At 72.1% G+C, this 13,820-nt stretch carries 10 protein-coding genes and 1 pseudogene; 9 read left to right on the forward strand and 2 right to left on the reverse strand.

Translation table 11 applies throughout. From position 1 onward, the window contains the following. Positions 1-4: 4 nt before the first annotated feature. On the reverse strand, positions 5-1,237 hold the full coding sequence (gene frc, locus CNQ36_RS27745) for a formyl-CoA transferase (RefSeq protein ID WP_121548621.1): 1,233 nt from the start codon (positions 1,235-1,237) through the stop codon (positions 5-7). A gap of 10 nt (positions 1,238-1,247) precedes the next feature. Then, a complete protein-coding gene (locus tag CNQ36_RS27750; RefSeq protein WP_121547999.1) occupies positions 1,248-2,930 on the reverse strand; it encodes a thiamine pyrophosphate-binding protein in 1,683 nt (560 codons plus the stop codon). Between the two features lie 191 nt (positions 2,931-3,121). On the opposite strand from CNQ36_RS27750, the gene sucC reads away from it, so the two are divergent. The 9 genes and pseudogenes from sucC (at position 3,122) to gatC (ending at position 13,818) form a co-directional block, all read left to right on the forward strand. Further along, entirely contained in the window at positions 3,122-4,252 is a 1,131-nt protein-coding gene (gene sucC / locus CNQ36_RS27755; RefSeq protein WP_121548000.1) for an ADP-forming succinate--CoA ligase subunit beta, read from the forward strand. Between the two features lie 11 nt (positions 4,253-4,263). Beyond that, positions 4,264-5,148, forward strand: coding sequence for a succinate--CoA ligase subunit alpha (gene sucD / locus CNQ36_RS27760; protein ID WP_121548001.1), 885 nt, complete (start codon positions 4,264-4,266; stop codon positions 5,146-5,148). Between the two features lie 64 nt (positions 5,149-5,212). After that, positions 5,213-6,031: pseudogene (locus CNQ36_RS27765) on the forward strand (aldehyde dehydrogenase family protein); the annotation flags it as partial. Positions 6,032-6,104: 73 nt separating this feature from the next. Continuing rightward, positions 6,105-6,644, forward strand: a complete 540-nt coding sequence (locus tag CNQ36_RS27770; RefSeq protein ID WP_004925124.1) for an LOG family protein — start codon at positions 6,105-6,107, stop codon at positions 6,642-6,644. Positions 6,645-6,662: 18 nt separating this feature from the next. Beyond that, a complete protein-coding gene (locus CNQ36_RS27775; protein ID WP_004925121.1) occupies positions 6,663-7,361 on the forward strand; it encodes an SDR family oxidoreductase in 699 nt (232 codons plus the stop codon). A gap of 136 nt (positions 7,362-7,497) precedes the next feature. After that, positions 7,498-8,505 (forward strand): methionine synthase, encoded by a 1,008-nt coding sequence (locus CNQ36_RS27780; protein WP_121548002.1) that lies wholly within the window; start codon positions 7,498-7,500, stop codon positions 8,503-8,505. A 14-nt stretch (positions 8,506-8,519) separates the two neighbouring features. Then, entirely contained in the window at positions 8,520-10,715 is a 2,196-nt protein-coding gene (gene ligA / locus CNQ36_RS27785; protein ID WP_121548003.1) for an NAD-dependent DNA ligase LigA, read from the forward strand. 260 nt (positions 10,716-10,975) lie between these two features. Next, a complete protein-coding gene (locus tag CNQ36_RS27790) occupies positions 10,976-13,228 on the forward strand; it encodes a putative bifunctional diguanylate cyclase/phosphodiesterase (protein WP_121548004.1) in 2,253 nt (750 codons plus the stop codon). 293 nt (positions 13,229-13,521) lie between these two features. Further along, positions 13,522-13,818, forward strand: a complete 297-nt coding sequence (gene gatC, locus CNQ36_RS27795) for an Asp-tRNA(Asn)/Glu-tRNA(Gln) amidotransferase subunit GatC (RefSeq protein WP_004925108.1) — start codon at positions 13,522-13,524, stop codon at positions 13,816-13,818. Positions 13,819-13,820: the final 2 nt, after the last annotated feature.

Genomic DNA, 13,820 nt, shown 5'->3' on the forward strand with positions numbered 1-13,820 from the left:
CACGTCAGATCACTCCGTTCGACTTGAGCAGGCGCAGCTCCTCGTCACCGAGGCCGAGTTCGCCGACGTACACCTCTTCGTTGTGCTCGCCCAGCAGCGGGGAACTGCGCACGTCCACGGGGGAGTCGGAGAGCTTCAGCGGGCTGCCGACGGTGACGAACTCGCCGCGCTCGGGGTGCGGGACGGTGACCACCATCCCGTTGTCGGCCAGCGAGCGGTCCTCGATGATCTCCTTGGTCGAAAGGATCGGCCCGCAGGGGATGTTGTGGGCGTTCAGCCGCTCCAGCACCTCCCACTTGGGCAGGGTCGAGGACCACTCCTCGATCAGCTGGAACATCTTGTTCAGCTGGGGCAGCCGCGCCTCCGGCGTCGCCCACTCGGGGTCCTCGGCCAGCTCCGGCCGGCCGATCAGCTCGCTCAGCGGCTTCCAGCCGACGGGCTGCACGATGACGTACACGTAGTCGTTGGGCCCGCCCGGCGCGCACTTGACCGCCCAGCCGGGCTGCCCGCCGCCGGAGGCGTTCCCGGAGCGGGGGACCTCGTCGCCGAAGTCCTCGTTGGGGTATTCGGCGAGCGGACCGTGGGCCAGCCTTTGTTGGTCGCGCAGCTTCACCCGGCAGAGGTTGAGCACCGCGTGCTGCATGGCCACGTTCACCCGCTGCCCGCGCCCGGTGCGCTCCCGCTGCAGCAGGGCGGCGAGGATGCCGGCCACCGCGTGCACACCCGTGCCCGAGTCCCCGATCTGGGCGCCCGTCGCCAGCGGCGGCCCGTCCTCGAAGCCGGTGGTCGACATCGACCCGCCCATGGCCTGCGCGACGACCTCGTACGCCTTGAACCCGGTGTACGGGCCGTCCCCGAAGCCCTTGATGGAGGCGTAGACGATTCGCGGGTTGATCTCCCGGACGCGGTCCCAGGTGAAGCCCATCCGGTCGATGGCGCCCGGCCCGAAGTTCTCGACCATGACGTCCGAGCGCCGGATCAGCTCGGTGAGGATCTCCTTGCCGCGCTCGGTCTTGGTGTTCAGGGTGATGCTCCGCTTGTTGCAGTTCAGCATCGTGAAGTAGAGGGAGTCGACGTCCGGCAGGTCGCGCAGCTGCTTGCGCGTGATGTCGCCGGTGGGCGCCTCCAGTTTGACGACGTCCGCGCCGAGCCAGGCCAGCAGTTGCGTCGCGGAGGGCCCGGACTGGACGTGCGTCATGTCCAGGACGCGGATGCCCTCAAGTGCCTTGGGGGTCATGGCGTGCACCTCACTTGTACATGGTCTGGTTCATGGTTCCGGGGGCGTACGCGTCGGGGTCCACCCAGACGTTGACCAGCGACGGCTTGCCGGACTCGCGCGCCCGGCGCAGCGCGGGGCCGATGTCGGCGGGGTCGCGGACCTCCTCGCCGTGGCCGCCCAGCATCCGCGCGAACTCGTCGTAGCGGACGTCGCCGAGGGTGTTGCCGACCCGCTCGCGTTCCTTGCCGTACTTGGCGGCCTGCCCGTAACGGATCTGGTTCATCGAGGAGTTGTTGCCGACGATGCCGACGAAGGGCAGGTCGTAGCGGACCAGGGTCTCGAAGTCCCAGCCGGTGAGGGAGAAGGCGCCGTCGCCGAAGAGCGCGACGACCTCCTTGTCGGGCCGGGCCTGCTTGGCGGCGAGCACGAACGGCACGCCGACGCCGAGGGTGCCCAGCGGTCCCGGATCCATCCAGTGGCCGGGCGACTTTGGCTGCACGACCTGCCCGGAGAAGGTGACGATGTCGCCGCCGTCCCCGATGTAGACCGAGTCCTCGGTGAGGAAGTCGTTGATCTCGCTGACCAGCCGGTAGGGGTGGATGGGGGAGGCGTCCGACCGCAGCTGCGGCAGCCGCTTGTCCAGGGCGGTCTGCTCGGCGGCGCGCAGCTCGTCCAGCCACTCCTTGCGCCGGGACGCGCCGCCGTTCACCCGTCCGGAGGCCGCCTCGGTCACCGACCTCAGCACCAGTCCCGCGTCGCCCACGACGCCGAGGTCGATGTCGCGGTTCTTGCCGACCGTGCGGTAGTCGAGGTCGATCTGCACGACGGTGGCGTCGGGGGAGAGGCGCTTGCCGTAGCCCATGCGGAAGTCGAAGGGCGTACCGACGATCACGATGACGTCGGCGTGGGAGAAGGCGTACCGGCGGGACAGCTGGAAGTGGTGCGGGTCGCCGGGCGGGAGCGTGCCGCGCCCCGCTCCGTTCATGTACGCGGGGATGTTGAGCGTGCGCACCAGCTCGACGGCGGCCTCGGTGCCCCGCGTCGTCCACACCTGACTGCCGAGCAGGATGGCCGGCCTCTCGGCGTGCACCAGCAGGTCCGCCAGCTTCTCGATCGCCTCGGGGTCGCCGGCCGAGCGGGTCGAGGCCCGGTAGGCGCCCTCCCGCGGCACGCGCGCCTTCGACGCCGGCACCTTGGCGTCCAGCACGTCGCGCGGGATCTCCAGGAAGGAGGGTCCGGGAGCGCCGTGGTAGCACTCGCGGAAGGCCATCGACACCATGTCCGCCGCGCGCGCCGTGTCGGGCACGGTCGCCGCGAACTTGGTGATGGGGCTCATCATGTCGACGTGCGGCAGGTCCTGCAGGGACCCCATCTTGTGCTGGGTGCGGGCTCCCTGACCGCCGATCAGCAGCATCGGGGACTCCGCGCGGAAGGCGTTGGCGACTCCGGTGACGGCGTCGGTGGTCCCCGGACCGGCGGTGACGACGGCGCAGCCGGGCTTGCCGGTGAGCCGCGCGTAACCGTCGGCGGCGTGCGCGGCCACCTGTTCGTGCCGTACGTCGACCACCTCGATGCCCTCGTCGACGCAGCCGTCGTAGATGTCGATGATGTGGCCGCCGCACAGCGTGTAGATGCGGTCGATGCCCTCGGCCTTGAGTGCCTTGGCGACGAGATGACCGCCGGAGATGACGTCCTGGGTGTCGTCGGGCATGGCGAAGTCCTTGTCCCTTCCTAGGGGGCGGGGAACGCTCTCGCGGTACATTGCATACAGTCGACGAATACTGTATGAAGCTTGTTATCCCTCATCCGATGAGAGGTGTCCAGGGGGTGCGCGGCACTTTTCGGCCGCCCTTCCCCGGCCCCTCTCCGGACCCTCCGGCGACTTCGCAGACAGGAGCCGAGATGGACCTGTACGAACACCAGGCAAGGGAACTCTTCGCAGAACACGGCATCGTGGTGCCCCGGGCCGAGGTCACCGGCTCGCCCAAGGAGGCCCGCGACATCGCCCGCCGGCTCGGCGGCCGCGTGGTCGTCAAGGCGCAGGTCAAGACCGGCGGACGCGGCAAGGCGGGCGGCGTCAAGCTCGCCGCCGACCCGGCCGCCGCCGAACTCACGGCACGTCAGATCCTCGGCATGGACATCAAGGGACACACCGTCGGCACGGTGATGCTGGCCCAGCCCGTCGACATCGCCGAGGAGTTCTACGTCTCCTACGTCCTCGACCGGACGGCCGGCCGCTTCCTCGCCATCGCCTCCGCCGAGGGCGGCATGGACATCGAGGAGGTCGCCGCCACCCGCCCCGAGGCGGTGGCGCGCGTCCCCGTCGACCCGGCCGAGGGCGTCACCCCGGCGACGGCGGCCCGCATCGCCGAGGCCGCCGGACTGCCGGCGCGGACCGTCGACGTGCTGGTGCGGCTCTGGGAGGTCCTCGTCCGCGAGGACGCCCTGCTCGTCGAGGTCAACCCGCTGGTCCGCACCCGCGACGGGCGGATCATGGCGCTCGACGGCAAGGCCACCCTCGACGACAACGCCCGGTTCCGCCAGGAACGCTGGGGGGACCAGGACGACACCCACACCGACCCGCTGGAGGCCGCCGCGGCCGCCAAGGGCCTCAACTACGTCAAGCTCGACGGCGAGGTCGGCATCATCGGCAACGGCGCCGGACTCGTCATGTCCACCCTCGACGTGGTGGCCGGCTGCGGAGCCCGCCCCGCCAACTTCCTAGACATCGGCGGCGGAGCCTCCGCGCAGGTCATGGCGGACGGACTGTCGGTCATCCTCTCCGACCCGTCCGTGAAATCCGTCTTCGTCAACGTCTTCGGCGGCATCACCGCCTGCGACGCGGTCGCCGACGGCATCGTCCGCGCCCTGGACACCGTACGGCTGACCAAGCCGCTCGTCGTCCGCCTCGACGGCAACAACGCGGCCCGCGGCCGGGCCGTCCTCGACGCGCACGCGCACCCGCTCGTCGAACAGGTCACCACCATGGACGGCGCCGCCGCCCGGGCCGCCCGTCTCGCCACCACACCCTGAGGAGAGCGGACATGGCGATCCACCTCACCAAGGAGAGCAAGGTCCTCGTCCAGGGCATGACCGGCGGCGAGGGCATGAAGCACACCCGGCGGATGCTCGCCGCCGGCACCGACGTCGTCGGCGGCGTCAACCCGCGCAAGGCGGGCCGCAGCGTCGCCTTCGACGAGCGGGCGGTGCCCGTCTTCGGCTCGGTCGCCGAGGGCATGGACGCGACGGGCGCCGACGTCACCGTCGTCTTCGTGCCACCCGCCTTCGCAAGGGCCGCCGTCACCGAGGCCGCCGACGCCGGCATCGCCCTGGCGGTCGTCATCACCGAGGGCATCCCCGTCCACGACTCCGTCGCCTTCCTCGCCCACGCCCGCCGCAGGGGCACCCGCGTCATCGGCCCCAACTGCCCCGGTCTGATCACCCCCGGCCAGTCCAACGCGGGCATCATCCCCGCCGACATCGCCAAGCCCGGCCGGATCGGCCTGGTCTCCAAGTCCGGCACGCTCACCTACCAGCTCATGTACGAGCTGCGGGACACCGGCTTCTCCACCTGCGTCGGCATCGGCGGGGACCCCGTCGTCGGCACCACCCACATCGACTGCCTGGCCGCCTTCCAGGACGACCCCGACACCGACCTGATCGTCCTCATCGGCGAGATCGGCGGCGACGCCGAGGAGCGCGCGGCGGCGTACATCCGCGACCACGTCACCAAGCCCGTCGTCGGCTACATCGCGGGCTTCACCGCCCCCGAGGGCCGTACCATGGGCCACGCGGGCGCGATCGTCTCCGGTTCGTCCGGCACGGCGCGGGCGAAGCAGGAAGCACTGGAGGCGGCCGGCGTCAGGGTCGGCCACACGCCCACGGAGACGGCCCAGCAGGTGCTCGCCGTCCTGAACGACGGCCGCTGAGGTCACCGGCCCCTAAGAGGGCCACCCTTTCTCTCGACCGTGCACCGAGAGCGGAGCCCACCGCATGCCACCCACCCTCACCCTCAAATCCGGCACGTCCTGGACCGACGCCTGGCAGCGCTGCCTCACCGCCGCCCCCGAAGCCTTCCGGGACGACCGCGTCCTCAACCTCTGGAACGCCGCCTGGCAGCCCGACGGCCGGCCCCTGCCCGCCGTCAGCCCCGTCGACGGCACTCCCGTCGCCGGCCCGCCACGCCTGGACCGGGCCACCGCCCGGCAGGCCGTGCGCGCCGCGCTCGACCAGCACCGGGCCTGGCGGCACGTCCCGCTGCCCGAGCGCCGGGCCCGCGTCGCGGCCACCCTCGACGCCCTCACCGAGCACCGCGAACTGCTCGCGCTGCTGCTCGTCTGGGAGATCGGCAAGCCATGGCGGCTCGCCCAGGCGGACGTCGACCGGGCAATCGACGGCGTGCGCTGGTACGTCGACGGCATCGACGGGATGCTCGCCGGCCGGGCCCCGCTCGACGGGCCCGTCTCCAACATCGCCAGCTGGAACTACCCGATGAGCGTGCTCGCGCACGCGCTGCTGGTGCAGGCCCTGGCGGGCAACGCGGTCATCGCCAAGACCCCCACCGACGGCGGCGTCGCCTGCCTCACGCTGGCCGCGGCGCTCGCCGCCCGCGAGGGGATTCCCGTCACCCTCGTCAGCGGCGGCGGAGGCGAGCTGTCCGAGGCGCTGGTGCGGGCGCCCGAGATCGGCTGCGTCTCCTTCGTCGGCGGCCGGGACACCGGCGCGGCGGTCGCCACGGCCGTCGCCGACCTGGGCAAGCGGCACATCCTCGAACAGGAGGGACTCAACACCTGGGGCATCTGGAACCACTCTGGGAGGAGCTGCCGCACCGGCAGTCCAAGCTGCGGCTGACCGCGATGTCCGACCGGGCCCGTACTGTGGGGCCGTGAACATCTGTGTGTTTCTCTCCGCCGCCGACCTCGACGCACGCTACACAGGGCCCGCGCGGGACTTCGCGCGGCTGCTCGGCAAGGGCGGGCACACGCTCGTGTGGGGCGGCTCGGACACCGGCCTGATGAAGGTCGTCGCCGACGGCGTGCACGAGGCGGGCGGCCGGCTCTGCGGCGTCTCCGTGGAGTTCCTCGCGGCGAAGGCCCGTACCGGCGTCGACGAGATGGTGGTCGCCAAGGACCTCGCCGAGCGCAAGCGGCTGCTGCTGGAGAAGGCCGACGCGGTGGTCGTCATGGTCGGCGGCACCGGCACCCTCGACGAGGCGACCGACATCCTGGAGCTGAAGAAGCACGGGCACACCGAGAAGCCGGTGGTCCTGCTCAACACCGAGGGCTTCTACGACGGCCTCAAGGAGCAGTTCCGCCGCATGGAGGACGAGGGCTTCCTGCCCCGCCCGCTCACCGACCTGGTGTTCTTCGCCGAGGAGCCGGTCGGCGCGATGGCGTACCTCGAGGAGAGCCTGGGCACGGAGTGACCGCGCGATGATGCGAGCATGGCGGGCATGGCTACACATGTGATCACCGGAGCGGGCTCCGGCATCGGCGCGGCGGTCGCCCGCCGCCTGCACGCGCGCGGCGACGAACTCGTGCTGCACGCGCGCGACGCGGGCCGGGCCAAGGAACTCGCGGCCGGGTTCCCCGGCGCCCGCACCCTCGTCGGGGACCTCGCGGACCCGGACCGGCTCTCCTGGGCCTTCTCCCACCAGTCCCTCCCGGAGCAGGTGGACTCCCTCCTGCACATCGCCGGCGTGGTCGACCTCGGCCCGGTCGGCGAGCTGACCCCGAAGACCTGGCGGCACCAGCTCAACGTCAACCTCGTCGCCCCCGCCGAGCTGACCCGGCACTTCCTGCCCCAGCTCCGGGCGAGCCGGGGCCACGTGATCTTCGTCAACTCCGGCGCCGGTCTGAACGCCCACGCCGAATGGTCCGCGTACGCGGCCTCCAAGCACGGCCTCAAGGCCCTCGCCGACTCCCTGCGCCACGAGGAGCACGCCGCCGGCGTCCGCGTCACCTCGGTCTACCCCGGCCGCACCGCCAGCCCCATGCAGGCCAAGGTCCACCAGCAGGAGGGCAAGGAGTACGACGCCACCCGCTGGATCGACCCCGAGTCGGTCGCCACGACCATCGTGACGGCCCTGGACCTCCCGGCGGACGCGGAGATCAACGACCTGACGATCCGACCGGGGCGGTGACCACCAGCCCGTCCGGCGTTTGAGGACGAGGCCCGTTCAGGGCCGAAGGGGGGTCCGGGGGCGCAGCCCCCGGGGAGGGACGGGAAGGGGCGGCGGGGGCGAAACTCCCCGGCCGCCACCTGCGTACGCTTCTCGCGTGAGCGAAAACATCCAGACCGGCTTCGGACCCGCCACCGGCGTGGGCTCCCTCCCGGGCGGCGACGCCCGAGAGGCCGCCAAGACCGTCACCGGGAGCTTCGAGGACTTCCCGCACCTCCCCGAGCTCCCCGCCCGCGGCCCCGGCGCCGACATGATCGGCCGCACCGCCGGAATGCTCGTCGAGCTGTACGCCCGCGTCGAGCCCAGCGGCTGGCGCCTCGGCGACCACCCGGGCCGCGACACCAAGCGCGCCCGCTCCTGGCTGGGCGAGGACCTCGACGCGCTGGAGGAGTTCACCCAGGACTACCAGGGGCCCCTGAAGGTCCAGGCGGTCGGCCCGTGGACACTCGCCGCGGCCCTGGAGCTGCGCAACGGCGAGGCCGCCCTGTCCGACCCCGGCGCCTGCCGCGACCTCGCCGCCTCCCTCGCCGAGGGACTGCGCCTGCACCTCGCCGAGGTGCGGCGACGGGTCCCCGGCGCCCGGCTCGTGCTGCAGCTGGACGAGCCCTCCCTCACCTCCGTGCTCCGCGGACAGGTGCGGACCGCCAGCGGCTACCGCACCCACCGCGCGGTGGACCGGCAGGTCGTCGAGGCCACGCTGCGGGACCTGGTCGGGACGCACGACGGCGGGCCCGTGGTGGTCCACTCCTGCGCACCGGACGTCCCGTTCGCCCTGTTGCGCCGGGCCGGCGCGGCGGCGATCTCCTTCGACTTCTCGCTCCTCACCGAACGTGACGACGACGCGATCGGTGAGGCGGTGGAGAACGGCACCCGGCTGTTCGCCGGTGTCGTCCCCGGCACGGACGGACCGTTGTCGGACCCTGCCGGTAGCGTCATGGGTGTCAGGACGCTCTGGCGCAGGCTGGGACTGCGGCCGGGACTCCTCCCCGAGGCGGTCACGGTCACCCCGGCGTGCGGACTCGCGGGGGCTTCCCCGCAGTACGCGCGCTCGGCCTATGCACACTGCGTCCGGGCGGCGAGATCCCTCGCGGACAACCCAGAGTGACGGGAGGACACACGGTGGCCGGCGACAAGCAAGCGGAGACGACGAGCGTGCCAGCCGAGGCGCGGGAGAAGCACGCCAAGCTCGCTGAGCGGATCGAGGAGCACCGCTTCCGGTACTACGTGAACGACGCCCCCGTCATCAGCGACGCCGACTTCGACCGGCTGCTGCGCGAACTGGAGGCGCTGGAGGAGGAGCACCCTGAGCTGCGCACCCCGGACTCCCCGACCCAGAAGGTCGCCGGGGCGTACGAGACGGAGTTCACCTCCGTCGAGCACCGCTCGCGGATGCTCTCCCTCGACAACACGTTCAACGACGACGACCTCGCCGCCTGGGTGGAGCGCATCCACCGGGAACTGGGCACGCAGAAATACCACTTCCTGTGCGAGCTCAAGGTCGACGGACTCGCCGTCAACCTCACCTACGAGCGGGGCCGGCTGGTCCGCGCGGCGACCCGCGGCGACGGCCGCACCGGTGAGGACATCACGCCCAACGTGCGCACCATCGCCGAGATCCCGGACCGGCTGACGGGCGACGAGGTGCCCGACGTCGTGGAGATCCGCGGCGAGGTCTACTTCCCGATGGAGAAGTTCCAGGAGCTGAACGCCCGGCTGGTCGAGGCCGGCGACAAGCCCTTCGCCAACCCGCGCAACGCGGCGGCCGGTTCGCTGCGCCAGAAGGACCCCCGGGTCACCGCCACCCGCCCGCTGCACATGGTGGTCCACGGCATCGGCGTCCTGGAGGGCTACCGCGGCATGACCCGCCTCTCCCAGGGCTACGACCTCCTCAGGACCTGGGGCCTGCCGACCTCCCCGCACAACAGGGTGGTCGACGACCTGGAGGGCGTACGGGAGTTCATCGCGTACTACGGCGAGAACCGGCACTCCGTGGCGCACGAGATCGACGGGGTCGTCGTCAAGCTCGACGAGATCCCGCTCCAGGGCCGTCTCGGCTCCACCTCACGCGCCCCCCGCTGGGCCATCGCGTACAAGTACGCGCCCGAGGAGGTCAACACCAGGCTGGTGAACATCCGCGTGGGGGTGGGCCGTACGGGCAGGGTCACGCCGTACGCGCAGGTCGAACCGGTGACGGTGGCGGGGTCCGAGGTCGAGTTCGCCACCCTGCACAACCAGGACGTGGTCAAGGCCAAGGGCGTCCTCATCGGGGACACGGTGGTGCTGCGCAAGGCCGGTGACGTGATCCCCGAGATCCTCGGGCCCGTCGCCGACCTGCGGGACGGCAGCGAGCGCGAGTTCGTGATGCCGGCCGAGTGCCCCGAGTGCGGTACGCCGCTCAGGCCGATGAAGGAGGGCGACGTCGACCTGCGCTGCCCCAACGCCCGTACCTGCCCGGCTCAGTTGCGGGAGCGGCTGTTCTACCTCGCCGGGCGCAAGGCGCTGGACATCGAGCACTTCGGCTACGTCGCCGCGGCCGCGCTGACCAGGCCGCTGGAGCCGGAGGAGCCGCCGCTGCGGGACGAGGGCGACCTGTTCGACCTCACCGTCGACCAGCTGCTGCCCATCAAGGCGTACGTCCTGGACCAGGACAGCGGTCTGCCCAAGCGGGACCCGAAGACCGGCGAGGAGAAGATCGCCACCGTCTTCGCCAACCAGGAGGGCGAGCCGAGGAAGAACGCGGTCGCGATGCTGGCGAACATCGCGGCGGCCAAGGAGCGTCCGCTGGCCCGCGTGCTGACCAGTCTGTCGATCCGCCACGTCGGTCCGGTCGCCGCGGAGGCGCTGGCCCGTGAGTTCCGCTCCATCGACCGCATCGAGCAGGCCACCGAGGAGGAGCTGGCGGCGACCGAGGGCGTCGGCGGCATCATCGCCGCCTCGCTCAAGCAGTGGTTCGCCGAGGACTGGCACCGCGAGATCATCCGCAAGTGGAAGACGGCCGGTGTCCGTATGGAAGACGAGAGGTCCGGGGAGGACGAGGGCCCGCGTCCGCTGGAAGGGCTCACCGTGGTGGTGACCGGAACCCTGGAGAACTTCACCCGCGACGGCGCGAAAGAGGCACTGCAGAGCCAGGGCGCGAAGGTGACCGGATCCGTGTCCAAGAAGACGGCGTTCGTCGTCGTGGGCGACAATCCCGGGTCAAAATATGACAAGGCGATGCAGTTGAAGGTGCCGGTCCTGAACGAGGACGGCTTCAACGTCCTTCTGGAGCAGGGTCCGGAGGCCGCGGCGGACGTCGCGCTTTCGGCCGAGGAGTAGCGGTTGAAGGCCACCCGTTCGGCGCATATCAGATGCATACGGGTGGCTGGGGCGCATTCGGGCAACCGTCGGCGACCGGTGCCCGTACAAGCCCTCTGCGGCCTACTGTTGAGATGTGCGCCTGCCGTGCCCAGCTGCGGCCGGCGCAACCCCGTACTCGTGAGGGGTCGGGGGTAAGGGCTTTCCACCGCGGAGCCGCTGAGGGACGTCGGGCATCGGGCCGCGTTGCGTGGGCACCGCCGGCTGGGAGAGGGACGGGAATGGAACCGACCGAGAGCGCCGCCCCGGGCTCACGGCTGCGCCTGCGCCGCATGGCGGTCGTCCGGCGGCGCGCGCGTGGGAACGGGCGGCCCGCGGGGCGACCGGACGCGCAGGCGCGCACCGGTGCGGGCGCCGCGGACGCGCGCGGGGCCGGACACCCGTCCGCCGGACGCGGCCCCGGACTGCCCGAGGCACTGTCCGGGTCGGACGCCGAACGGCACCCGTCCTGGCCCGCGTTGCCCACGGCGGTCGTCGCGGCGGCCGGCTTCGTGCTGGGCGCGGGCTTCCTGCGGGCGTTCACCGGAGGGCACGCGCTCTTCCCGTCCGGCGCCGTCGGCTGGTCCCTGGCGGTGCTGACCGGAATCATCGTCGGGCACCTCGTGATGCTGGGCCGCTCCCGGTGGTGGGGCGGCACCGGCTCGGGCGCCGCCCTCACCCTCGCCGTGCTGCTGCTCTACGGCTGGCTCCCGGCCGGGATGGTCAGCCTCACCGTCGTCGTGCTGGTCGGCATGGCCCGCCGGGGCCGCTGGCGGCAGGGCGTGCTGCACGGCGCGGTGGACCTGCTCGGCATCGGCGCCGGGGCGCTGGTGCTGGCCGCGTTCGGCTGCGTGCCCTCCGTGGAGGCGCCGTCGACCCCGGACACCTGGACGCTGTACACCGCTCCCGGGGTGGTGCTGGTCGCCGCCACGTATCTCGTGGTCACCCGGACCCTGCTGTGGTACCTGCACACGCCGCGCGCGGGACTGCCCACGGTGGCCCGCACCGCCCTGGCCCGGCAGGGCCTGGTGGCCGTCGCCCTGCTCGGCATAGCGCCCCTGGTGTGCGTCGTCGCGGACGCCAAGCCGGTGCTGCTGCCGCTGTTCTCCATTCCGCTGATCGCCCTCGACTCCACGCTGTGGATAGCCCGCGCGCGGGCGGAGGAGCAGTTGCGCGACCCGCTGACCGGGCTGCCCAACCGGCAGTGGCTGCAGGAACGCATCTGGACCGCACTGGACGACGCCGAGCGGATCGGCGCCCGCGCGGCGCTCATGCTGATCGACCTGGACCGGTTCCGGTCGGTCAACGACACCCTCGGTCATCTCGCCGGTGACCGGCTGCTGCTGCAGATCGCCGACCGGCTCAGGCTCGCCCTGCCGCGCGGGGCGGAGGCCGCGAGACTCGGCGGCGACGAGTTCGCCGTTTTACTGCCCGTCGCCGACTCCACGACCTCCGCGACCCGTGTCGCCCGCGGCCTGGTCGCCGCCCTCAGCTCCCCGCTCGACCTCGACGGGCTCACGCTCGTCCTGGAGGCGAGTGCGGGAGTCGCCGTCTTCCCCGACCACGCGGACGACGCGGAGGGGCTGCTGCGCCGGGCGGACGTGGCGATGTATCAGGCCAAGCGGGACCGTACGGGAGTCGAGGCGTACGAGTCCAAGCGCGACTCCAACACCCCCGACCGGCTGGGGCTGCTGGGCGATCTGCGGCGGGCCCTGGACGCGCGGGAGGTCGAGCTGCACTACCAGCCGAAGGTGCGCTTCGACGGGCAGGTCGCGGGGCTCGAGGCGCTGGTGCGGTGGGTGCACCCGGAGCGCGGGAAGGTGCCGCCGGACGAGTTCATAGCGATAGCCGAGTCGTCCGGGCTGATGCCCCATCTCACCGAGTACGTGCTGGAGACGGCGCTGGGGCAGGTCGCGCGGTGGCGCGCCCAGGGGCTGTTCGTGCCGGTCGCCGTGAACGTGTCGCCGCGTGACGTCCACACGCCCGGGTTCGCGGGTTCCGTGGCGGCGCGGCTGGCCCGGCACGGGGTGCCGGCCGGCGCGCTGCAGCTGGAGATCACCGAGCATGTGCTGCTCGAGGACCCGCAGCGCGCGGCGGACACGCTGAACGCGCTGACCGGGCACGGCGTGAAGATGTCGCTGGACGACTTCGGCACGGGGTACTCGTCGCTGGTGCACCTGCGGCGGCTGCCGGTCAGCGAGCTGAAGATCGACCGGTCGTTCGTGGCCCGGCTGGCCGTGGACGCCGAGGACGCGGAGATCGTGCGGTGCACCGTCGATCTGGCGCACTCGCTGGGCCTGCTCGTCGTCGCGGAGGGGGTCGAGGACGACGAGACGTGGGAGCGGCTGCGGGACCTGCGCTGCGACGCGGTGCAGGGCTGGCTGGTCGCCGCCGCGATGCCGCCCGAGGAGATGACGGCCTGGCTGCTGGCCCGCGGTTCCCGCGGCTGGGTCCGGGCCGCCGCCGCCCTCCCCGCCGCGGCCACCGACGAATAACCCGACCGCCCCCGCCCCCACCGACGCGCACGCCCCACACCGGACGCCGGCGCCGCGCACCCCTGGCGTGCGGCGAGCGAGCCGGCGGGAGTCCGCGATGCCGCGGCCGTCGTGCTGATCTGCGCCGGTCTGCTCTTCGCGGTCTGAGCGCGGTTCCGCCGTTCCCGGCGGCTCCGCCGGCGGCCCGGGGGAAACCGTTTAACGGCCACGGGGTCCGGCCCCATAGGATTGGGTCAAACCGACTTGCCCAAGCCGATTCACCCCAACCGCAACTCACCCCAGAGGATCGCTGCATGCCTGGCATCACGCGCGAGGAGGTCGCCCACCTCGCCCGGCTGGCGCGTCTGGAGCTGAAGCCCGAAGAGCTCGACCACTTCGCAGGCCAGCTCGACGACATCATCGGCGCGGTAGCCCGCGTCAGCGAGGTCGCCGACCAAGACGTACCGCCGACCTCGCACCCGCTCCCGCTGACGAACGTCATGCGGCCGGACGAGGTCCGTCCCTCGCTCACCCCCGAGCAGGCGCTCTCCGGCGCCCCGGCCCAGGAGCAGCAGCGTTTCAAGGTGCCGCAGATCCTGGGGGAGGAGTAACC

The sequence above is a fragment of the Streptomyces fungicidicus genome (genome assembly GCF_003665435.1).
Taxonomy (GTDB): Bacteria; Actinomycetota; Actinomycetes; order Streptomycetales; family Streptomycetaceae; genus Streptomyces; species Streptomyces fungicidicus.

Coding starts and splice junctions, on each gene's coding strand:
- frc (WP_121548621.1), bottom strand. CDS start 1,237: ATGACCCCCAAGGCACTTGAGGGCATCCGCGTCCTGGACATGACGCAC.
- CNQ36_RS27750 (WP_121547999.1), bottom strand. CDS start 2,930: ATGCCCGACGACACCCAGGACGTCATCTCCGGCGGTCATCTCGTCGCC.
- sucC (WP_121548000.1), top strand. CDS start 3,122: ATGGACCTGTACGAACACCAGGCAAGGGAACTCTTCGCAGAACACGGC.
- sucD (WP_121548001.1), top strand. CDS start 4,264: ATGGCGATCCACCTCACCAAGGAGAGCAAGGTCCTCGTCCAGGGCATG.
- CNQ36_RS27775 (WP_004925121.1), top strand. CDS start 6,663: ATGGCGGGCATGGCTACACATGTGATCACCGGAGCGGGCTCCGGCATC.
- CNQ36_RS27790 (WP_121548004.1), top strand. CDS start 10,976: ATGGAACCGACCGAGAGCGCCGCCCCGGGCTCACGGCTGCGCCTGCGC.
- gatC (WP_004925108.1), top strand. CDS start 13,522: ATGCCTGGCATCACGCGCGAGGAGGTCGCCCACCTCGCCCGGCTGGCG.